This window comes from Pseudomonas fluorescens (assembly GCF_902497855.1).
GTDB classification, from domain to species: domain Bacteria; phylum Pseudomonadota; class Gammaproteobacteria; order Pseudomonadales; family Pseudomonadaceae; genus Aquipseudomonas; species Aquipseudomonas fluorescens_BI.
This window is the reverse complement of record NZ_CABVHU010000002.1, coordinates 129,182-150,712: the sequence shown is the minus strand read 5'-3', so window position 1 is coordinate 150,712 and position 21,531 is coordinate 129,182. Positions and strand designations below refer to the sequence as shown.

12 protein-coding genes and 2 pseudogenes are annotated in these 21,531 nt (G+C 59.6%); 7 read left to right on the top strand and 7 right to left on the bottom strand.

What is annotated here, in order from left to right:
* Positions 1 to 3: 3 nt before the first annotated feature.
* From F8N96_RS05630 to putP, 3 genes and pseudogenes are all read right to left on the bottom strand, one after another.
* Positions 4 to 2,034, bottom strand: a pseudogene (locus F8N96_RS05630) (RHS repeat-associated core domain-containing protein); the annotation flags it as partial.
* A 324-nt stretch (positions 2,035 to 2,358) separates the two neighbouring features.
* Complete coding sequence (locus F8N96_RS05625) at positions 2,359 to 2,688, bottom strand: hypothetical protein (RefSeq protein ID WP_150796976.1); 330 nt, start codon at positions 2,686 to 2,688, stop codon at positions 2,359 to 2,361.
* A gap of 883 nt (positions 2,689 to 3,571) precedes the next feature.
* Complete coding sequence (gene putP, locus F8N96_RS05620) at positions 3,572 to 5,056, bottom strand: sodium/proline symporter PutP (protein WP_150796975.1); 1,485 nt, start codon at positions 5,054 to 5,056, stop codon at positions 3,572 to 3,574.
* A gap of 462 nt (positions 5,057 to 5,518) precedes the next feature.
* On the opposite strand from putP, the gene putA reads away from it, so the two are divergent.
* On the top strand, positions 5,519 to 9,469 hold the full coding sequence (gene putA, locus F8N96_RS05615; RefSeq protein WP_150796974.1) for a trifunctional transcriptional regulator/proline dehydrogenase/L-glutamate gamma-semialdehyde dehydrogenase: 3,951 nt from the start codon (positions 5,519 to 5,521) through the stop codon (positions 9,467 to 9,469).
* Between the two features lie 246 nt (positions 9,470 to 9,715).
* A complete protein-coding gene (locus F8N96_RS05605; protein ID WP_150796973.1) occupies positions 9,716 to 11,518 on the top strand; it encodes an acyl-CoA dehydrogenase in 1,803 nt (600 codons plus the stop codon).
* 121 nt (positions 11,519 to 11,639) lie between these two features.
* Here the strand turns inward: F8N96_RS05605 and F8N96_RS05600 are convergent.
* Positions 11,640 to 11,873: pseudogene (locus tag F8N96_RS05600) on the bottom strand (chemotaxis protein); the annotation flags it as partial.
* A 187-nt stretch (positions 11,874 to 12,060) separates the two neighbouring features.
* Between F8N96_RS05600 and F8N96_RS05595 the strand changes: the two are divergent.
* Entirely contained in the window at positions 12,061 to 12,258 is a 198-nt protein-coding gene (locus F8N96_RS05595) for a hypothetical protein (RefSeq protein WP_150796972.1), read from the top strand.
* Between the two features lie 143 nt (positions 12,259 to 12,401).
* On the opposite strand, the gene F8N96_RS05590 is transcribed toward F8N96_RS05595, so the two are convergent.
* Together F8N96_RS05590 and F8N96_RS05585 are read right to left on the bottom strand one after the other, a co-directional pair.
* Positions 12,402 to 12,704: a cell division protein ZapA gene (locus F8N96_RS05590; RefSeq protein ID WP_150796971.1), complete on the bottom strand. Its 303-nt coding sequence runs from the start codon at positions 12,702 to 12,704 to the stop codon at positions 12,402 to 12,404.
* Complete coding sequence (locus tag F8N96_RS05585) at positions 12,701 to 12,931, bottom strand: hypothetical protein (RefSeq protein ID WP_150796970.1); 231 nt, start codon at positions 12,929 to 12,931, stop codon at positions 12,701 to 12,703. The genes F8N96_RS05590 and F8N96_RS05585 overlap by 4 nt, the downstream gene beginning before the upstream one ends.
* A 314-nt stretch (positions 12,932 to 13,245) precedes the next feature.
* On the opposite strand from F8N96_RS05585, the gene F8N96_RS05580 reads away from it, so the two are divergent.
* The 4 genes from F8N96_RS05580 to trxC all read left to right on the top strand — a co-directional run bounded on the left by F8N96_RS05580 (position 13,246) and on the right by trxC (position 20,419).
* Positions 13,246 to 14,988, top strand: a complete 1,743-nt coding sequence (locus F8N96_RS05580) for a potassium/proton antiporter (RefSeq protein WP_150796969.1) — start codon at positions 13,246 to 13,248, stop codon at positions 14,986 to 14,988.
* Positions 14,989 to 15,022: 34 nt separating this feature from the next.
* A complete protein-coding gene (gene mscK / locus F8N96_RS05575) occupies positions 15,023 to 18,373 on the top strand; it encodes a mechanosensitive channel MscK (RefSeq protein ID WP_150796968.1) in 3,351 nt (1,116 codons plus the stop codon).
* 48 nt (positions 18,374 to 18,421) lie between these two features.
* Complete coding sequence (gene selO, locus F8N96_RS05570; protein WP_150796967.1) at positions 18,422 to 19,885, top strand: protein adenylyltransferase SelO; 1,464 nt, start codon at positions 18,422 to 18,424, stop codon at positions 19,883 to 19,885.
* A gap of 99 nt (positions 19,886 to 19,984) precedes the next feature.
* On the top strand, positions 19,985 to 20,419 hold the full coding sequence (trxC, locus tag F8N96_RS05565; protein WP_150796966.1) for a thioredoxin TrxC: 435 nt from the start codon (positions 19,985 to 19,987) through the stop codon (positions 20,417 to 20,419).
* Between the two features lie 127 nt (positions 20,420 to 20,546).
* Here trxC and F8N96_RS05555 read toward each other — a convergent pair whose 3' ends face one another.
* Positions 20,547 to 21,317: a ParA family protein gene (locus F8N96_RS05555; protein WP_150796964.1), complete on the bottom strand. Its 771-nt coding sequence runs from the start codon at positions 21,315 to 21,317 to the stop codon at positions 20,547 to 20,549.
* Positions 21,318 to 21,531 lie beyond the last annotated feature (214 nt).

Below are 21,531 nucleotides of genomic sequence, written 5' to 3'. Positions count from 1 at the left end.
ACGTCAGGGGTTCGCAGCCGAGCGGGCGGTTGCGCCAACGTCCGTCGACTTCACCCGGAGATTTCGCCGCCCCTTCTCCGCGGGCCACGGGCGGCTCGCCACCCCTGACGGATCAATCCAGCCCGTGGGATTCGGCGCGTACCGGTACGGGTTCAAACCACCCTCCAGGTTGCGCGGGCCGGGAGTCAGGTAGCGCCCCGTATCCGGGCTGTAGTAGCGATGCCGGCTGTAATGCAGGCCGCTCTCGGCATCGAAGTACTGCCCCTGGAAACGCAAGGGTTGGTCGAACCGATCTACCCCTGCCAACGACAGGTGGGTGATTTTGCCGAAGGCGTCGTACCTGGCCGACCAGATAATTTCGCCAGCGCAACTCGTCAGTTCCTGCGGCGTCCCCAGATGATCAAGCTGGAAGTAAAACGCGCAGGCCTGGTACGGACCTTTGCCGTCGAGCAAGGCCAGCGGGCGGAAGCTGCCGGGTTCGTAAAGGTAGCTACGGTAATGATGCCGGCTACATTCGGCCACGAGGTGGTCGCCCTGCCAGAAGAACTCGGTGGTGTTGCCGTCGACGGTTTTGCCGATGCGACGGCCGAGTGCATCGTAGCGGTAGCTGGCGCTGCGGCCATCCGGGAGCGTGATACCGATCAACCGGTGCTGGCAGTCGTAATGGTATTCGGTGACGATTTTTTGCCCGATGCCGCGGCGTTCACGGATGAGGTTACCGAAGGCGTCGTAGTCGTAATGGCTATCGCCATGCATGAGCAGGCGGTTGCCTTTGAAGGTGGCCGGACCTTGTCGATCCTGCATCAGAAGGTTATCGGCAGGGTCATGGACGAAGTGTTGCGCCGGGTCGCCTCGGGTGTGACGCACCCGGACCAGACGATTGCGCGCGTCGTAGTAATAGCTGCGCTGCCCATGACGGCTGTCGGCGATCGAGGCGAGGTTGCCGTTGACGGTGTAGCAGTAATGACGCATGTACAGGGGCCGGGCTGGCTGGTTGATCGCGTGGGCTTGCAACCGCCCCTGCTCATCGTAGTGGTACTGACTGCTCAGCTGACCTTGCTGGCGTTGCTGCTCACGGCCAAAGACGAATGCGTGGGTGGTGAGCCGTGCGCCGTTGAGATCGATGGCCATCAGCGCGCCGCCCTGGGCGTGTCGGTAATCGATCTGGCTATTGTCAGGCAGGCGCAGGTGATTGAGCTGACCGCAGGCGTCGTAGCCATAACGCAGTGTGCCCCGGCCTTGGCGCTCGCTGATCAGGCAACCCTGCCGGTCATACTCCAGTTCAAGCGAATGAGCCTGACCGTCATCGATGCAGACCACTCGGCCAAGGTCATCGTAGCGATAGTCGACCGTATTGCCGTCGGGCAAGGTCTTGACCAGCACCTGCCCTGCGGGGTTGCGCTGATAGCGGGTGATCAAATCCACGCCACTATCGCCGAACTCGGTTTTTTCCAGAAGGAGACCATTGGGGTCATGGCGGTACGCAGTGCGACGATTGTCGAACCCGGTTTCCTGGCGGATCAGACCGCTGGACGTGTACTCCAGCCGATACTGTTCGCCGGATTCGTTTTCGATTGCCGTGAGCAACCGCTGTGCTGTGTCGTAGCGATAACGCAACTGCGTGCCGTCGGGATGGATCCGGCGACTGATGAGCTGGCAATCGGCTGTGTATTCGTAGCGCGTGACGTGGCCGATCTCATCGCGCTCGGCGGTGATCCTGCCATCGGCGTCATAACTGAACTCACGACTGGCGCCGTTGGCGAGCGTCGTCTGAATCAAACGGCCGTCGGCGTCCCATCGGTAACGGGTGATGGCCCCGTGTTCATCCTGCCGGCTTACCTGCCGCCCCAACGCATCGTAGGTAAAACGCCGCTGACCACCGTCCGGTAGCGTTTCTTCGACCAATTGGGCCGGACCATGCCAAACGAACACATGCTGGCTGTCGTCCGGATAGCGGATCGACAGCAATCGACCATTTTCATCATGGCGATAGTCGCTGCCAGGGCTATCGGGGTCGGTAGCATTGGTGAGATCGAGGCTGTCGAACGCTGACGTGAAAGGCAATTGATTAGCAGGAACGAACATCCGATGTGTCTCTGCAGAGTGAAGACGAGCGATTCTGCATGAGCGAGTACGGGTGTTGAGGAGCCGCCAGGAAATTCAGATTTGTCCTGCTTTTTTAGAGCTGTTTCCCACAACAATCGGGATAAATGACTACAGACATTACCCCGCACCAATAAAAAACGGCCCGTCTTCAACAGGAAGCGGGCCGTTTTCTTGCTTTTGAATGGTCAGAGCCTCAGCTCATCCCGATCACTTGTTCAGACGGAAATCTGCCTCTGAATCTTGTGGCGGCGCCTACGCCCCCGCTGAAGGCCGCGCCCGCAACCGCCGCCCGACCACATCCAGCACATCGCAGCCATCACGCAACGCAATGGCGCAGAGCAAGGCAAAGTCGCTGAGGATGAAGGACTCGCACTCGATCGAGCCGCGCATGGACAGATTCTCGAGCACCTGGGTCACTGCGCGGATTCTGTAGCTGGCGGCGTCTGTGAGGATGTCGAGTGGCGCGTGGGTGTCGACAAACAGGGTGGGCATGTCAGTGCAGTTGCTGGTCAATGCCATGAAGCGGATGTCGGGATGAGGTGTTGGTTTTTCGTAGGGTGGATCTGGAAGAATTGTTTTCATTTTTTAACCTCTGGTAGAAGCGGGGCTACCATCGGCCTTCCTACAGGCTTGGGTGGCAGCCATACGCGGGGTAGGAATATCGAGACCAGAGAACTCGACCACGCCGAAGCGTGCCCGCGCACAGCCGCCGCAATAGATCTTACGGGCGCACGTTTGTGGCCGCAAATCAGCTGTCGACGCCAAAGCGTTCTTCTGGTCTTAACGGGTTCCTACACCCCACCACTGAATTGTCAGTGACCACTAAAGACTATCCATGAAACCTACACTCCACCAGTTCATGGAAACCGCTACGTTTTGAAGGAAACTTCCGAGGACCTTGCCCAGAAAATTCGCAGCGACCCAACCCACTGGACCGCAGCGCCCTCTGCAACCTGCCGTAAGGCACCAGCTCAGTCAGAAATGAATCGGGACTTGAAATACCTAGCGCACGCTTCAAGAAATGACGCCCCGGTCATGGGAAGCGCATCACTGTTAACGATGGATAAGCCGACTCGGGATGAGAGGCTTAACGCAAAGTACGTGGATAGAGAGGGAACTCAAGATGGCCGAGAAAATCAGGAATGTCTCACGACCAATACTGAAAAGGACCACAGATATTGGAGGGCCAATGCCTAATGCCGGTCAGTTAAGGAAATTGTAGGAGCGAGCTTGCTCCGGGCGGCGTTCCGACGATGGACTCAATAATGCCGCGTTTAACCAGCAAACACGCGTTATCGTTAACGACCATCGCGAGCAAGCTCGCTCCTACAGGGGCCGCATTCGCTTAACTGACTGGCATTGGGGCCAATGCCTGTTTTTCGGACCCGGCTTGCAAAAAAGGCCCGCACTATAAAGTTGCGAGCCTTTTTTTTACCTGAAACAGGAAGAATTCAACCCATCACAATCACTTGTTCAGGCGGAAATCTGCCTCGGCAGCCGCGAAGCGATGCAGCATGCCGGCAGTCGGCGCGCCCAGCTTGCTGACGATGTAGATCGCCAGGCTGGCGAAGATGAAGCCCGGGATGATCTCGTACAGCCCCAGCAACTCGAAGTGTTTCCACACGATCACGGTGATCGCGCCGACCAGGATACCGGCCAGTGCGCCGTTGCGGGTCATGTCTTTCCAGATCACGGAGATCAGGACGACAGGGCCGAACGCTGCACCGAAGCCGGCCCAGGCGTAGCTGACCAAGCCCAATACGCGGTTTTCCGGGTTGGAGGCCAACGCAATGGCGACCAGGGCAACCAGCAGCACCATGGCGCGACCGACCCAGACCAGTTCAACCTGGGAAGCGGTTTTACGCAGGAAGGTCTTGTAGAAGTCTTCGGTCAGGGCGCTCGAGCACACCAGCAGCTGGCAGCTCAGGGTGCTCATTACTGCCGCCAGAATGGCCGACAGCAAGATACCGGCGATCCATGGGTTGAACAGGATTTTCGCCAGTTCGATGAACACGCGTTCGTGGTTTTCAGTCACAGGGCCGGCCAGGTCAGGGTTCGCCGAGAAGTAAGCGATACCAAAGAAGCCCACCGCCACGGTGCCGCCCAGGCACAGGATCATCCAGGTCATGGAGATGCGACGAGCGTTGGCAATCGACTTGACCGAATCCGCCGCCATGAAACGCGCCAGGATGTGTGGCTGGCCGAAGTAGCCCAGGCCCCAGCCCATCAGCGAGATGATGCCGATGAAGGTGGTATTTTTCAGCATGTCGAAGTTGCTGGCGTCTTGCGCTTCGATCGCCAGGAACGTGGTGTCGACGCCGCCGGTGGCCAGCAGCACGATGATTGGCGTCAGCAACAGGGCGAAAATCATCAGCGTGGCTTGTACGGTGTCAGTCCAGCTGACGGCCAGGAAGCCACCGACGAAGGTGTAGGCGATGGTCGCCGCAGCGCCGGCCCATAGTGCCGTTTCGTAGGACATGCCGAAGGTGCTTTCGAACAGACGGGCACCGGCCACGATGCCGGAGGCGCAGTAGATGGTGAAGAACACCAGGATCACGACCGCGGAGATGATCCGCAACAGGCCGCTTTTGTCTTCGAAACGGCTGGAGAAGTAATCCGGCAGGGTCAGTGCGTCGCCGTTGTGCTCGGTCTGCACCCGCAGACGACCGGCAACGAACAGCCAGTTCAGGTAAGCACCGACGATCAGGCCGATGGCGATCCAGCTTTCGGACAGACCGGACATATAGATGGCGCCCGGCAGGCCCATCAACAACCAGCCGCTCATGTCGGAGGCGCCGGCGGACAATGCCGTCACGACACTGCCCAGGCTACGACCGCCCAGAATGTAGTCGGAAAGGTTATTGGTGGAGCGATAGGCCATGAAGCCGATCAGCACCATTGCTGCGATATAGATCACGAACGTGATCAGGGTTGGATTGCTTACGCTCATTTAAGTGACGCCCTGGCTTTGTTTTTATGTAGCGGCGGCTGGTGAACCGCACGCAAACGATGACGTTCGACAGACGATTCCGGATCCCGCGCATTTATGACCGATGTTTCCCCAGGAAAGCCATCAGCCGGCACACCTGACTTTTATGCCAGGTTGCACCTTGGGCGCGAATGCTATTCAACAAAGCAAATAAGGTGCAACCAGTTTCTCCGGAATAAGTTGCACCTAGTCGGATTTATCTGCAAATGCCCTGGTTTTGCGTCCTTTCAGGGAAGTCAAAGGTCATTACCAGAAGTAAAAGCGACCAGCGGGAACGATACGAACGCAGGGGAAATTATTTCCTGACGAGCTGCGTAACATTTCGACAAAAAAAGGGTTGCACCCGGTTGCACCTCGACAGCTGCGCAGCTAATCTTGCGCCAGCTGATGCCACGCGGTCGTGGCAAACATGAGGATAAAAATATGGCTACCACCACCCTGGGGGTCAAACTTGACGACCCGACCCGCGAGCGCCTCAAGGCCGCTGCGACCTCGATTGATCGCACGCCGCACTGGCTGATCAAGCAGGCAATTTTCAATTACCTGGAAAAACTCGAGGGTGGTGCAACCCTGACCGAGCTGAACGGTTTGACCAAGGATTCCGACGAAGCCGTCGACGTGCCGCTGGATCACGCCCACCAGTGCTTCCTTGAGTTTGCCGAAAGCATCCTGCCGCAATCGGTGCTGCGCGCTTCGATCACCGCCGCCTACCGTCGCCCGGAACCCGAAGTGGTGCCGATGCTGATCGAACAGGCTCGCCTGCCGGCTGCGATGTGCGACGCCACCAACAAACTCGCCGCCTCGATTGCCGAGAAATTGCGCAATCAGAAGAGCGCCGGCGGCCGTGCCGGGATTGTTCAGGGCCTGTTGCAGGAATTTTCCCTGTCGTCCCAGGAAGGCGTGGCACTGATGTGCCTGGCCGAAGCGCTGCTGCGTATCCCTGACAAGGGCACCCGCGACGCACTGATTCGCGACAAGATCAGCACCGGCAACTGGCACCCGCACCTGGGCAACAGCCCGTCGCTGTTCGTCAACGCCGCGACCTGGGGCTTGCTGCTGACCGGCAAACTGGTCGCCACCCACAACGAAGCCGGCCTGACTTCGTCCCTGAGCCGCATCATCGGCAAGAGCGGCGAGCCGATGATCCGCAAGGGCGTCGACATGGCCATGCGCCTGATGGGCGAGCAGTTCGTCACCGGCGAAACGATCGCCGAAGCCCTGGCCAACGCCAGCAAGTTCGAAGCCAAGGGCTTTCGTTATTCCTACGACATGCTGGGTGAAGCCGCACTCACCGAGCACGACGCCCAGAAGTACCTGGCCTCGTACGAACAAGCCATCCACTCGATCGGCAAAGCCTCCCACGGTCGTGGGATTTATGAAGGCCCGGGGATTTCCATCAAGCTGTCGGCCCTGCACCCGCGTTACAGCCGTGCACAGTACGAGCGCGTGATGGAGGAGCTGTATCCGCGCCTGCTGTCGCTGACCCTGCTGGCCAAGCAATACGACATCGGCCTGAACATCGACGCCGAAGAAGCCGACCGCCTCGAGCTGTCGCTGGATCTGCTGGAGCGCCTGTGCTTCGAACCGCAACTGACCGGCTGGAACGGCATCGGCTTCGTGATCCAGGCTTACCAGAAGCGTTGCCCGTACGTGATCGACTACGTGATCGACCTGGCTCGTCGCAGCCGTCATCGCCTGATGATCCGCCTGGTGAAAGGCGCGTACTGGGACAGCGAAATCAAGCGCGCCCAGGTCGAAGGCCTGGAAGGCTATCCGGTCTACACCCGCAAGGTGTACACCGACGTTTCCTACATCGCCTGCGCCCGCAAACTGCTCTCGGTACCGGAAGTCATCTACCCGCAGTTCGCCACGCACAACGCCCACACCCTGTCGGCCATTTACCACATTGCCGGTCAGAACTATTACCCCGGCCAGTACGAGTTCCAGTGCCTGCATGGCATGGGTGAACCGCTGTACGAACAGGTCGTAGGCAAGGTTTCCGAAGGCAAGCTGAACCGTCCGTGCCGTGTGTACGCACCGGTCGGCACTCACGAAACACTGCTGGCGTACCTGGTGCGTCGTCTGCTGGAAAACGGCGCGAACACCTCGTTCGTCAACCGCATCGCCGACCAGTCCATTTCAATTCAGGAGCTGGTGGCCGATCCAGTGGCCAGCATCGAGCAGATGGCGACGCTGGAAGGCGGCTTCGGCCTGCCGCACCCGCGTATCCCGCTGCCGCGCGATCTTTATGGTGCCGAACGCGCCAACTCCAGCGGCATCGACATGGCCAACGAACATCGTCTGGCTTCGCTGTCCTGCGCCCTGCTGGCCACCGCTCACAACAACTGGAAAGCGGCACCGATGCTCGGTTGCGCGTCCAGCACTGAAACCCCTGCGCCCGTCTTGAACCCGTCCGATCTGCGCGACGTGGTTGGCCATGTCCAGGAAGCCACCGTCGACGACGTCGACAATGCGATCCAGTGCGCCTTGAACGCCGCACCGATCTGGCAGGCCACCCCGCCCGCCGAACGCGCCGCGATCCTGGAACGTGCCGCCGATTTGATGGAAGGCGAGATCCAGCCGCTGATGGGCCTGCTGGCACGCGAAGCCGGCAAGACCTTCGCCAACGCCATCGCCGAAGTACGCGAAGCCGTGGACTTCCTGCGTTATTACGCGGTACAGGCACGCAACGATTTCAGCAACGACGCCCACCGCCCATTGGGTCCGGTGGTCTGCATCAGCCCGTGGAACTTCCCCCTGGCGATTTTCAGCGGCCAGGTCGCGGCTGCCTTGGCTGCCGGTAACCCGGTGCTGGCCAAGCCTGCAGAACAGACGCCGCTGGTGGCGGCCCAAGCCGTGCGCCTGATGCTCGAAGCCGGGATTCCCGAAGGCGTGCTGCAATTGCTGCCGGGCCGTGGCGAAACCGTCGGTGCCCGCCTGGTCGGTGACGATCGGGTCAAAGGCGTGATGTTCACCGGTTCCACCGAGGTCGCTCGCTTGCTGCAACGCAACGTCGCAGGCCGCCTGGACGCCCAGGGTCGTCCGATTCCGCTGATCGCTGAAACCGGCGGCCAGAACGCGATGATCGTCGACTCTTCGGCCTTGACCGAACAGGTGGTGATCGACGTCGTATCGTCGGCCTTCGACAGCGCCGGTCAACGTTGCTCGGCGCTGCGGGTCCTGTGCCTGCAGGAAGATTCCGCCGACCGCGTCATCGAAATGCTCAAGGGCGCCATGGCTGAATGCCGTCTCGGCAACCCGGAGCGCTTGTCCGTGGACATCGGCCCGGTGATCGACGCCGAAGCCAAGGCGGGCATCGACAAGCACATCCAGGGCATGCGCGACAAAGGTCGCAGCGTGTACCAGGTGGCTATCGCCAATACTGAAGAAGTCAAACGCGGCACCTTCGTGATGCCAACTTTGATCGAACTGGAAAGCTTCGACGAGCTGCAACGGGAGATCTTCGGTCCGGTGCTGCACGTGGTTCGCTACAAGCGCAAAGACATCGACCAGCTGATCGCTCAGATCAACGCTTCCGGCTATGGCCTGACGCTGGGCGTGCACACCCGGATCGACGAGACCATCGCCAAGGTGATCGACAACGTCAACGCCGGTAACGTCTACGTGAACCGCAACATCGTGGGTGCCGTGGTGGGCGTGCAACCGTTCGGCGGCGAAGGTTTGTCGGGCACTGGCCCGAAAGCCGGTGGCCCGCTGTACCTGTACCGCCTGCTGTCGACGCGTCCTGCCGATGCAATCGAACAATCCTTCGCTCGTGGTGACGCCATCACTGCGCCGGATGTTCGCCTGCGCGATGCCATGAGCAAACCGTTGACGGCCCTGAAGGCCTGGGCCGATAAACACAAGTTCACCGACCTGAGCACCCTGTGCGTGCAGTTCGCTGCGCAATCGCAAAGCGGGATCACTCGTGTCCTGGCAGGCCCGACTGGCGAGCGCAACAGCTATGCCATCCTGCCGCGTGAACACGTGCTGTGCCTGGCTGAGGTCGAAGGCGATCTGCTGACCCAACTCGCAGCGGTATTGGCGGTGGGCGGTTCTGCAGTGTGGCCGGAAGCTGAATTGACCAAGGCCGTGTTCGCCCGTCTGCCGAAGGACGTTCAGGCACGGATCAAGCTGGTTGCCGACTGGAACAAGGATGAGGTGGTGTTTGATGCGGTTCTGCATCATGGCCATTCCGATCAGCTGCGTGCGGTGTGCCAGCAGGTGGCCAAGCGTGCTGGTGCCATCGTTGGGGTTCATGGGTTGTCGCAAGGGGAAACCGGCATTGCGCTGGAGCGCCTGGTGATCGAGCGGGCGTTGAGCGTTAACACGGCTGCGGCGGGTGGTAATGCGAGCTTGATGACGATCGGTTAAACCGCTTCAAAACCAGGCGTCCGCAATGGATGCCTGGTTCACTAAATCCCTGTGGGAGCGAGCCTGCTCGCGAAAGCGGTGTGTCATCCAACATAGATGTTGAATGTGCCGGCCTCTTCGCGAGCAGGCTCGCTCCCACATTTGATTAGCGGTGCCCGGACTGCACCATCACGCTCATCAATCATCCTGTTCACCCCGCCCTCCCCACGCCTAGACTCGGCCCAACCCAAAAAAAGGTAGGCCGCCATGTCCGAGACGCTGCTCAGTTCCCGCAATCTGGCTTTCGAGCTGTACGAAGTCCTCGATGCCGAGGGCCTGACCCAGCGTGAGCGTTTCGCCGAACACAACCGCGAAACCTTCGATGCCGCCATCGGCACTGCGCGCAGCATCGCCGAGAAATTCTTCGCCCCGCACAACCGCAAGGGCGATGAAAACGAGCCGCGCTACGAAGACGGTCAGGCCATTCTGATTCCAGAAGTGAAGCCCGCGGTGGATGCTTTCCTCGAAGCCGGCTTCCTCAATGCGGCGCGCAGTTTCGATGCGGGCGGCATGCAGCTCCCTACCCTGCTGTCCCAGGCCTGTTTCGCCCACTTTCAATCAGCCAACGCGGCGTCGACCTCCTACCCGTTTCTGACCATGGGCGCAGCCAACCTGATTGAAAGTTTCGGCACCGATGAGCAGAAGCAGCGCTTTCTGCAGCCGATGATCGATGGACGCTTCTTCGGCACCATGGCCCTGACCGAACCGCATGCCGGCTCTTCGTTGTCGGATATTCGTACACGTGCCGAGCCGGCGGCCGACGGGACCTATCGACTCAAGGGCAACAAGATCTTCATCTCCGGCGGCGACCACCCGCTGTCGGAAAACATCGTGCACATGGTCCTGGCCAAGTTGCCGGATGCACCGGCCGGCGTGAAGGGAATCTCTCTGTTTATCGTACCCAAGTATCTGGTCAACGATGACGGCAGCCTGGGCAAGCGCAACGATGTGCTACTGGCGGGGCTGTTCCACAAGATGGGCTGGCGCGGCACGACCTCTACCGCGCTGAACTTCGGCGACAACGGCGAGTGTGTCGGCTACCTGGTGGGCAAGCCGCACCACGGGCTGAGCTACATGTTCCAGATGATGAACGAGGCGCGGATCGGTGTCGGCATGGGCGCGGTGATGCTCGGCTACGCCGGTTACCTGTACTCCCTGGAATACGCCCGCGAACGCCCGCAAGGTCGCGTGCCGGACAGCAAGGACCCGAACACTGCACCGGTGGCGATCATTCGACATGCAGACGTCAAACGCATGCTGCTGACACAGAAAGCCTACGTGGAAGGCTCGTTTGACCTTGGCCTGTACGCGGCGCGGCTGTTCGATGACACCACGACGCTTGCGACCGAAGCCGAACGCAAGCAGGCCCATGAGCTGCTGGATTTACTGACACCCATCGTCAAATCCTGGCCATCGGAGTTTTGCTTGAAGGCCAACGAACTGGCGATCCAGATTCTTGGCGGCCACGGTTACACCCGTGAGTATCCGGTGGAGCAGTATTACCGCGACAACCGCCTGAATCCGATCCACGAAGGCACCCACGGCATTCAGTCGCTGGATTTGCTGGGGCGCAAACTGGCCCAGAACGGCGGCGCGGGGCTCAAGCAACTGATCCGCCTGATCGCCGACACTGCCGAGCGCGCCCAGGCATACGAATCATTGACTGCACTGCGTGAGCCCTTGGAGAAACTGGTGGCGCACCTGCAAACCGTGACCATCGGCCTGCTGACGGACCTGGGGCAAGGCAAGGTCAACAGCAGCCTGGCGAACTCGGCGCTGTACTTGAAAGTGTTCGGGCATACGGTGATTGGCTGGCGCTGGCTGGAACAGGCCATTCGGGCTGAGGAAGGGTTGGCCAAGGGTCATGCGGCGGATGTGAACTTCTATAAAGGCAAGCTGCAGGCTGCGCGGTATTTCCTGACATGGGAAGTGCCGGGGTGTCACCATGAGCTGGCGATTCTAGAGGCTCGGGATGATGTGTGCCTGGGGATGCAGGATGAATGGTTCTGACACCGATCGTTCCCACGCTCTGCGTGGGAATGCCTCAGGGGACGCTCCGCGTTCCAATGGGACGCGGAGCGTCCCGGGCTGCATTCCCACGCAGAGCGTGGGAACGATCAGTCACGATACATCAGCGGAGCTTGAACCCACCCATCTGCCGTGCCAGATCATCCGCCAGCCGCTGCAACATCTGACAATCCTCACGGCAGGCCCTGACCTCCCCGGCCGTAGCCCGGGCCAGATCGGAAATCCCCTGCACATTGCGGTTGATCTCCTCCGTCACCGCCGACTGCTCTTCAGTCGCCGTCGCCACTTGATGATTCATGTCACTGATACGCTCCACCTGCACGGTAATCACCGTCAACTGCGTTCAGGATACTGACCTATTCAAACGTGAGCGCTGGACTGCAATTAGGCTTTCAAAAAACACCTGTCATATATGACAGGTTCCTAAGACTAAAAATCAGAATATGATTTAACTGCACGATTCTTACGCAATGAGCATTTAAAAATTTGGATCGAGCTCAACCTGTCTTAGTGAGGATTAAAATATGACTGATAAGGATATAAAAATCATCAAAGGAGATATTGCTTTAACGTACGTCGATTGGGTTACATCCATGGCAAACGGAGATCATTTTTTTGATGAGGAAGAATCGATCAGATATGAACTCGTGGGCAAAGAGTATCGTCGTCTATCCAGTGAACCGGGTAAATTCTGGGTATATTTGAAACTGAAAGCAGTTTAGTCGGTGCTCGAGAAGTGCTCAAGCTTTAGCTGGAGCACTTCTGAACACAAGAGCAAAATCTACTTCAACACCCTTTCAATATTCAAACTCATCAGCCAACCCAATACAAGGTGCAATGACGTTCACGAATCAACCCATTGAAATCAACCCTGATTGATCGTCTTGGAGATCACTTCAACCGTGGCGCTGACTTGCTCTTGGTAACGGTCGAGTTCCTGCTGGTGCTGTTTCTTCATTTCAATCTGCTGGGAGCACAGATTCATGGCGGCCAGTACCAACAAGCGGTCACCGATCAGTGTCGGGTACTTCTTTTTAGTGTCGGCCAGGGCGGCCTTCAACATCAGCGCGGCGTCCAGCAGGGTTTGCTCTTCCCCGGCCGGCGCCCTGATCGAATAGTCCTCCCCCAGGATCGAGACGACTTTTACCCCTGCGGCGCCGTGATTCATGCGCTGACAGGGCCGGCGCTGACGCGCTCAACCAAGGCCTGGATGCGGGCCGTGGTGGCACCTTGTTTCTCTTCCTGCTCCATCAGGCTCAATTGCAGGCTTTCGTTTTCGTCCTTGGCCTGAGCCAGTTCTGCGCTCAGGGACTGGTTGGTGGCAAGCAGGGTCTGGTTCTGTTGCACCAGATCGCTGACCAGTTGTTCCAATTGACTCAGGGATGCTTCCAACATTTTAATTTTCCAGGCATTTTCAAAGGGCGCGTACGATAAAGAAAAGTCACCACGGATGCCAGGGTTATCCAGGCGCAAAGCCTTGATTTTGCTGGCGGATGACCTTTCTCGCGAACAGTAGAGACTCTGATTGGCCAATCTGGTTCCTGCACTTCGTCGCCGGGACGGTTGTACCATAAAAACGCCGGAACGCCTTGAACCTCTCCTGGCACAAAACCTTTTTGACAGCATCACATTTCAACAGGTTAGAATCGCTGGCACGCAGACTGCATGGTCAGTTTGTGCCCGCCTTTCAGCTTTCTGGAGTACTGCCTTTGAATGCGACGACCATCAACAGCCTGTTCTTGATCGGCGCGTTGCTGGTAGGTGCGAGCATTCTGGTGAGCTCACTTTCATCCCGCCTCGGCATCCCGATTCTGGTGATTATCCTGGCCGTGGGCATGGCCGCCGGTGTCGACGGCGGCGGTATTATCTTCAACAACTACCCTACGGCGTATCTGGTCGGCAACCTCGCGCTCGCCGTGATCCTGCTCGATGGCGGCTTGCGAACCCGGGTCTCCAGTTTCCGCGTGGCGTTATGGCCCGCGCTGTCCCTGGCCACGGTCGGGGTGTTGATCACCACGGGGTTGACCGGCATGGCCGCCGCCTGGTTGTTCGATCTGAACCTGATTCAGGGCCTGCTGATCGGCGCCATCGTCGGCTCTACCGATGCTGCAGCAGTGTTCTCGCTGCTGGGTGGCAAAGGCCTGAACGAACGGGTGACCGCCAGCCTCGAGATCGAGTCCGGCAGCAACGACCCGATGGCCGTGTTCCTGACCGTGACCCTGATCGACATGCTCGCCAGCGGCGAGACCGGGCTGCACTGGAGCCTGCTCGGGCATCTGGTGCGCGAGTTCGGCATCGGCGGCGTGATCGGACTGGGCGGCGGCTGGGTCATGTTGCAACTGGTCAATCGCATCCACCTGGCCGCCGGCCTCTATCCGATCCTGGTGATTGCCGGCGGCCTGGTGGTGTTTGCCCTGACCAACGCCCTGCACGGCAGCGGCTTCCTGGCGGTGTATCTGTGCGGCCTGGTGATCGGCAACCGCCCGGTGCGCAGCCGCCATGGCATCCTGCATATGCTCGACGGCATGGCCTGGCTGGCCCAGATCGGGATGTTCCTGGTGCTGGGCCTGCTGGTGACGCCGCACGACTTGTTGCCGATTGCCTTGCCCGCCCTGGGCCTGGCGCTGTGGATGATCCTGTTTGCCCGGCCATTGTCGGTCGTGGTCGGTCTGTTGCCGTTCAAGGCGTTCCATGGCCGCGAAAAAGCGTTCATCTCCTGGGTAGGCTTGCGCGGTGCGGTCCCGATCATTCTGGCGGTGTTCCCGCTGATGGCGGGCCTGCCGAACGCCCAGCTCTACTTCAATCTCGCCTTCTTTATCGTGCTGGTGTCGTTGCTGGTGCAGGGCACGAGCCTGCCTTGGGTGGCGAAGCTTCTGAAAGTGACCGTTCCGCCGGAGCCAGCGCCGATCTCCCGGGCCGCCCTGGAAGTCCACGTCACCAGCGAGTGGGAACTGTTCGTCTATCGCCTCGGCGCCGAAAAATGGTGCATCGGCTCCCCTCTTCGCGAACTGAAAATGCCCGAAGGCACCCGCATCGCGGCACTGTTTCGCGGTCAGCAACTGCTCCATCCGTCGGGTAGTACGGTGCTCGAAGTCGATGATTTGCTCTGTGTAATCGGCCACGAGCACAACCTTCCGGCCCTCGGAAAACTCTTCAGTCAGGCGCCGCAACGGGGCCTCGATTTGCGCTTTTTCGGCGACTTCGTACTCGAAGGAGACGCCCAGCTGGCTGCGGTTGCGGCCCTGTATGGGTTGAAAGTCGAAGGCATCGATCCAGACATGACCCTGGCCAGTTTCATTGCCCATAAAGTGGGCGGTGCGCCAGTAGTCGGTGACCAAGTGGAGTGGAACAACACCATCTGGACCGTCGCGGTCATGGAAGGGAACAAGATCGGCAAAGTGGGCGTCAGATTCCCCGAAGGAAGTCGCCCGGGTCCCGGACTCTTCCTCTAAACTCCATACTTCGCCTTGTTTTCGATCGGTCTCTATGTCAACCCTGCGCTCCTTTTTCGTCACGGCCCTGCTGGGCTTGAGTCTTTCTGTCGGTACATTGCAAGCGGCCGAGCCACCGTCCAGCGAAGCCGTGCAGGCCAACCTGGACAAGATCGCCGAGCGCAAACTGCCTGAGGCCGATCAAAAAGCCCTGCAGAGCATTCTGCAAAGCATCCTGACCCAGCTCACCAACAAGCGTGATTACGAACAGAAGCTGGTTGAGCTCAAGCAACAACTGGCCACCGCGCCAAAGCAGAACATCGAGAACCAACGCGAACTGACTCGCCTCAAGGCCACCAGCGTGGTGCCGGTGGCGCAGCGCTACGCCAAAGAGTCGATTCAGCAGCTGGAGCAATTGCTGACCGAACGCTCGACCCAGCAAAGCGATCTGCAAAAAGCCCTGGCCAACGCCAACAGCCTGGTCATTACCGCCCAAACCCGTCCCGAGCGCGCCCAGGCGGAAATCTCCGCCAGCCAGACACGTATCCAGCAGATCAACAACATCCTCAAGGCCGGCAAAGAAAACGGCAAGACCCTGAGCGGCGAGCAACGCGACCAGCTCAATGCCGAACTCGCGGCGCTCAATGCCTTGATCCCCCTGCGTCGCCAGGAACTGGCCGGCAACAGTCAGCTGCAGGATCTGGGCAACAGCCAGCATGATTTGCTCTCGGAGAAATCCGACCGCCTGGAACGGGAAATCCAGGAGCTGCAAAACCTGATCAGCCAGAAACGCCTGGCCCAGTCCCAGGAGACGGTGACCCAGCAGTCCATCGAAGCGCAGAAGTCCGGAGGCAGCGTTCTGCTGGCCACCGAAAGTGCGGCCAACCTGAAACTCTCGGACTACCTGCTCAAAAGCACCGACCGTCTCAACGAAGTCACCCAGCAGAACCTGCAGACCAAACAGCAACTGGACAACGTGACCCAGAGCGATTCAGCCCTGGACGAGCAGATCAACGTACTCAAGGGCAGCCTGCTGCTCTCCAAGATTCTCTACAAGCAGAAGCAGGGCCTGCCGCACCTCAAGGTCGACCGCGACCTGGCCGACCAGATCGCCGACATCCGCCTGTATCAGTTCGAAGTCAGCCAGCAGCGGGAACTGTTGAGCAATCCGGCAACGTACGTCGATAACCTGCTGGCGGCCCAGCCGCCCGAGCAAGTCACCCCGCAGCTGCGCAAGAGCCTGATGGAACTGGCCCTCACCCGCGCCGACCTGCTGGAGCGACTGAACCGCGAACTGAGCGCGGTGCTCAACGAATCCATCACGCTGCAACTCAATCAAAAACAACTGCTCAGCACCGCGCAAAGTCTCAGGGCCACGCTGGATGAGCAGATGTTCTGGATTGCCAGCAACAAGCCGCTTGATCCTGAATGGATCCGCGCCGTGCCGGAGCGCCTGCAACGACAAGTGACCACACTGCCGTGGTCTTCGAGCCTGAGTGAATTGACCGACGGCCTGACCCAGCGACCGCTGTTGTTCCTGCCACTGGCGCTGCTGATCGGCGCCCTGCTGTGGCGGCGCACGAGTTTGTACGCCAAGTTGAACAAGGTTCACCAGGACATCGGCCACTTCAAGCGCGATAGCCAGTGGCACACCCCTCAAGCGATCCTGATCAATATTTTGCTGGCAATGCCGGTCGCCCTCGGCCTGGCCTTGTGCGGCCTGGCCTTGCAGATCGACGCTCGCGGGCAGAACGCCAACATGGGCGCGGCGCTGCTGCAGATGGCCCAGGCCTGGCTGGTGTTCTACACCGCCTACCGGATCCTCGCCCCCGGCGGCGTGGCCGAATTGCATTTCCGTTGGGAAAAGCCCCAGGTTGAATTCCTCCAGGGCTGGATTCGCCGGCTCGGGCTGGTGGTAATGGCCTTGGTCGCGGTGGTGGCCGTCGCCGAGCTGCAACCGGCGGGGCTGGCCGACGACGTGCTCGGCATGCCGGTGGTGCTCACCTGCTACGCCTTGATGGCCTGGCTGCTCAGCCGCTTGTTGACCAGCAGCCCGACCCATCAGAACGCGTCACTGTTCCGCAAGGCCGTGGCCATCCTGTTCACCGCCTTGCCAATCGCTCTGTTCGTGGCCGTCTGCTTCGGCTACTACTACACCGCACTGAAACTCAGCGACCGATTGATCAACACCCTTTACCTGCTGATGTTCTGGCTGGTGATCGAAGCCACTTTCGTGCGCGGCCTCAGTGTTGCGGCGCGGCGCCTGGCCTACCAGCGTGCCCTGGCCAAACGCCAGGCCGCCAAGGAAGCGGGCGACGGCGAAGCCGTGATCGAAGAGCCCGCCCTGGACATCGAGAAGGTCAACGAACAGTCCCTGCGCCTGATCCGCCTGGCACTGCTCGGCGGGTTCATGGCGGCGCTGTACTGGGTCTGGTCCGACCTGATCTCGGTGTTCTCGTACCTGGACAACATCACCCTCTACGAATACACCAGCGGCACCGGCGCCAACATGAGCATGGTGCCGATCAGCATCGGCGACATGCTCGGCGCGTTGATCATCATCGGCATCACCTTTGCGCTTGCACGTAACCTGCCGGGCTTGCTCGAAGTGTTTGTACTGTCGAAACTGAACCTGGCCCAGGGCAGTGCCTATGCGACAACGACGTTGTTGTCGTACGTGATCGCCGGGATCGGCTTCGTCTCGACCTTGTCCACGCTTGGCGTGAGTTGGGACAAATTGCAATGGCTGGTGGCGGCGCTCTCGGTGGGCCTGGGTTTCGGCATGCAGGAGATCTTCGCCAACTTCATCTCCGGGATCATGATCCTGTTCGAACGCCCGGTGCGAATCGGCGACACGATCACCATCGGCAACCTGTCGGGCACGGTCAGCAAGATTCGCATCCGCGCCACGACCATCACCGACTTCGACCGCAAGGACATCATCGTCCCGAACAAGACGTTCATTACCGGGCAACTGATCAACTGGTCCCTGACCGACACTATCACCCGGGTGACCCTCAAGCTCGGTGTCGACTACGGTTCGGACCTCGACCTGGTCAAGGAACTGCTGCTCAAGGCTGCCCGGGAAAACCCGCGGGTACTCAAAGAGCCTGAACCCCAAGTGTATTTCCTGAACTTCGGCGAAAGCACCCTCGACCACGAGTTGCGCATGCATGTGCGTGACCTCGGTGACCGTAACCCGGTGCTCGACGAGGTCAACCGCTTCATCAACCGCGAATTCAAGAAGCAGCACATCAACATTTCGTTCCGGCAGATGGAGGTCTACCTCAAGAACATCCAGGGACAGGAATACAAAATGGTGCCGATCGAGCCGGAAGCCAAAACCATTGTGCCCAAGACCGAGGGTCAAGTGCCTCAAGAGCCGCCGGCCGCCAAGCTCGACTAACCGGCCTATCCCTAGCAGAATGCTCGGACATTCTGCTGGAGATGGCCCTTGAAAGCCCTCGACGAACTGACCTTCGATAACCGCTTCGCCCGCCTGGGCGATACGTTCTCCGTCCATGTGCTGCCCGAGCCCATCGACAATCCGCGCCTGGTGGTGGCCAGCCCCGCCGCCATGACCCTGCTCGACCTCGACCCGGCCGAGGCGCAAACCCCGGCGTTCGCCGAGCTGTTCAGCGGCCACAAGCTCTGGGCCGACGCGGTTCCGAGGGCGATGGTCTATTCCGGTCATCAGTTCGGTTCCTACAACCCCCAGCTGGGCGACGGGCGCGGCTTGTTGCTGGGTGAGGTGTACAACCAGGCCGGCGAGCATTGGGACCTGCACCTCAAGGGCGCCGGCCAGACACCTTTTTCACGCATGGGCGATGGACGCGCGGTGCTGCGTTCATCGATCCGCGAGTTTCTCGCCTCCGAAGCGCTGCACGCCCTGAATATCCCGACCACCCGCGCACTGTGCGTGATCGGCTCCGACACCCCGGTCTGGCGCGAGAAGCAGGAACGTGCGGCCATGGTCCTGCGCCTGTCACCGAGCCATGTGCGTTTCGGCCATTTCGAGTATTTCTACTACACCAAACGCCCGGAGAAGCAGAAAGAACTCGGCGACTACCTGCTGGCCATGCACTTCCCGGAGTGCCTGGAACAACCCGAACCGTATCTGGCGATGTTCCGCGAAATCGTCGAACGCAACGCCGAGCTGATCGCCAAGTGGCAAGCCTATGGCTTCTGCCATGGCGTGATGAACACCGACAACATGTCGATCCTGGGCATCACCTTCGACTATGGCCCGTTCGCTTTCCTCGACGACTTCGACGCCCACTTCATCTGTAACCACTCCGATGACCAGGGCCGTTATTCCTTCAGCAACCAGGTACCCATCGGCCAATGGAACCTCAGCGCCCTGGCGCAGGCCCTGACGCCATTCATCAGTGTCGAGGCCCTGCGCGAAACCCTCGGCCTGTACCTGCCGCTGTACCAGGCCCACTACCTGGACCTGATGCGCCGTCGTCTCGGCTTCACCACCGCTGAGGAAGATGACCAGAAATTGCTGGAACAGCTGTTGCAACTGATGCAGAACAGCGGCGTCGATTACAGCCTGTTCTTTCGCCGCCTGGGGGAAGAATTACCTGAGCAGGCGCTCGCCCGCTTGCGCGATGACTTCGTCGACATCAAAGGCTTTGATGCCTGGGGTGAACGCTATGTCGCCCGGGTTGCCCGTGAAGGCGAGGTTGATCAACAACAGCGCCGCGCACGGATGCATGCAGTCAATCCACTCTACATCCTGCGCAACTACCTGGCGCAGAAAGCCATCGATGCGGCGGAAGGTGGTGACTATTCAGAAGTTCGTCGCCTGCATGCAGTGCTGAGCAATCCTTTCGAGGAACAGCCGGGAATGCAGAGTTACGCCGAGCGGCCACCGGAATGGGGCAAGCATCTGGAGATCAGTTGCTCGTCGTAAAGGCCAGCAAGGCCCCCTGCGAACACCTGTCTGCCTTGATAAACGGGGCCTTTGCCACCAGATCCATTGCATTGACTGCCAACTTTCGAAGAGCTGACCATGTCTGACCCACTCCTTATCCCATGCCCCCACTGCAACGGACTTAACCGTATCCCCGCGGAACGCCTCAACGATCATCCAAAATGCGGCCGCTGCAAGACCGAGGTTCTACTCGACAAACCGTTCGAATTGAAGCAAAGCGATTACGCCAGTCAGATCAAGGGTGATCTGCCGCTGCTGGTGGATGTGTGGGCGGACTGGTGCGGACCGTGCAAGTCGTTTGCGCCAGTGTTCGAGCAGGCCGCCAGTCAGTTGGCAGGCAAGTGTCGGTTGGCGAAACTGGACAGCGAGGCGAATCAGCAGTTGTCGGCGCAGTTGGGGATTCGCTCGATCCCGAGCCTGATTCTATTCAAGAACGGCCGGGAAGTGGCGCGCCAGAGCGGGGCCTTCCCGTTGCCGCAGTTGATGAGCTGGTTGCGTAGCCAGGGGATCTGATAACACCGCGGTCAAATGTGGGAGCGAGCCTGCTCGCGAAAGCGGAAGTCCAGTCAACAAATATGTTGAATGTGAAACCTTCGCGAGCAGGCTCGCTCCCACAGTGGTTCGGTGTTGTTTGCAGGACTCAGCTGTTTTCGAGAAGGCTGTGCAGCTCGACGAACTGCTGGGTCAGCTTGTGCCGCGGATCGAGATGGATCAGCGGCGTGTTGGCCTGATGCGACTCACGCATGCGCACCGAACTGCCCAGATACACCGGCAGCACCGGCAAACCTTCGGCAATCAACTCATCGAGCATTTGCTGGGGCAGGCTGGCCCGGGTCTGGAACTGGTTGACGACTATGCCTTCGACTTCCAACCCTTCGTTATGGTCATCCTTCAATTCTTCGATCTCCGCCAGCAGACCATACAGCGCCTGACGCGAGAAACTGTCGCAATCGAAGGGGATCAGCACGCGGTCAGCGGCGATCAATGCCGAAACCGCATAAAAATTCAATGCTGGCGGCGTATCGAGATAGATGCGGTCGTATTCGCCGTCCAGTTCCTCGAGCAATTTACGCAGCTTGTTGATCTTGTGTTTGGCCTCAAGCTTGGGCTGCAAGTCAGCCAACTCGGCCGTGGCGGTGATGACGTGGAGGTTGTCGAACGGGGTTTCGTAGATATCGACCCGGCTTTTTTTCGAGAACGGCCCGGAAGACAGCGTCTGCTTGAAGAAATCGGCAATGCCCATCGGGATGTCATTGCCGGTGAGCCCTGTCAGGTACTGAGTGGAGTTGGCCTGGGCATCGAGATCCACCAATAAGGTGCGATAACCCTCGCTGGCGCTGACCGCCGCCAGATTGCAGGCAATGCTCGATTTGCCTACGCCACCTTTCTGATTGAACACCACGCGCCGCATGTCAAAACCTCCGTGTATCAAAGAATGACGAGTGTAGTAGCCCACGGCGCTGCTTAGCTACCTCGCCGGTAAAGGGACTACAGAGTCAGGTGCGATCTCTCGATGAAAAAGCCGAAAAATCATCCATTGATCGCCAACTGAGCCGACAGACAGGCCCGCCGCACGATGGATAATGGCCATACGTCAGCTCGAAGCGTGACCACCGCTGCTGTTG